The organism is Arthrobacter sp. B055-34 (assembly GCF_059090425.1).
This window is the reverse complement of the sequence record NZ_JBNHFQ010000036.1, coordinates 1-204: the sequence shown is the minus strand read 5'-3', so window position 1 is coordinate 204 and position 204 is coordinate 1. Positions and strand designations below refer to the sequence as shown.

General features: G+C 62.7%; 1 protein-coding gene. It reads right to left on the bottom strand.

All coding sequences use genetic code 11. The features are described from left to right. A partial coding sequence (locus AC5RWO_RS21490; protein ID WP_498733961.1) for an HNH endonuclease signature motif containing protein occupies positions 1-163 on the bottom strand: 163 nt, incomplete at its 3' end. Between the last annotated feature and the right edge of the window lie 41 nt (positions 164-204).

The following is a 204-nucleotide window of genomic DNA, read 5'->3' as shown; positions in this document are numbered from 1 at the left end:
GCTTAGCAGCGTGCTCGGGTTTACAAAGCGCCTTGAGATTTTCCAGCACGGTTTTGCCGCCGTCTTCCCAAGCGATGGTGTGATCAATTTCGCAGAAGCGGGCTTCTACGCGGCAGCCGGGGCCGCTGCAGTGCCCGTCGCGTAACCGGACGAGTCGTTTCAGCCATTCGGGCGGGTGCCGCAGGTCTTTCGCGGCCGCGATCG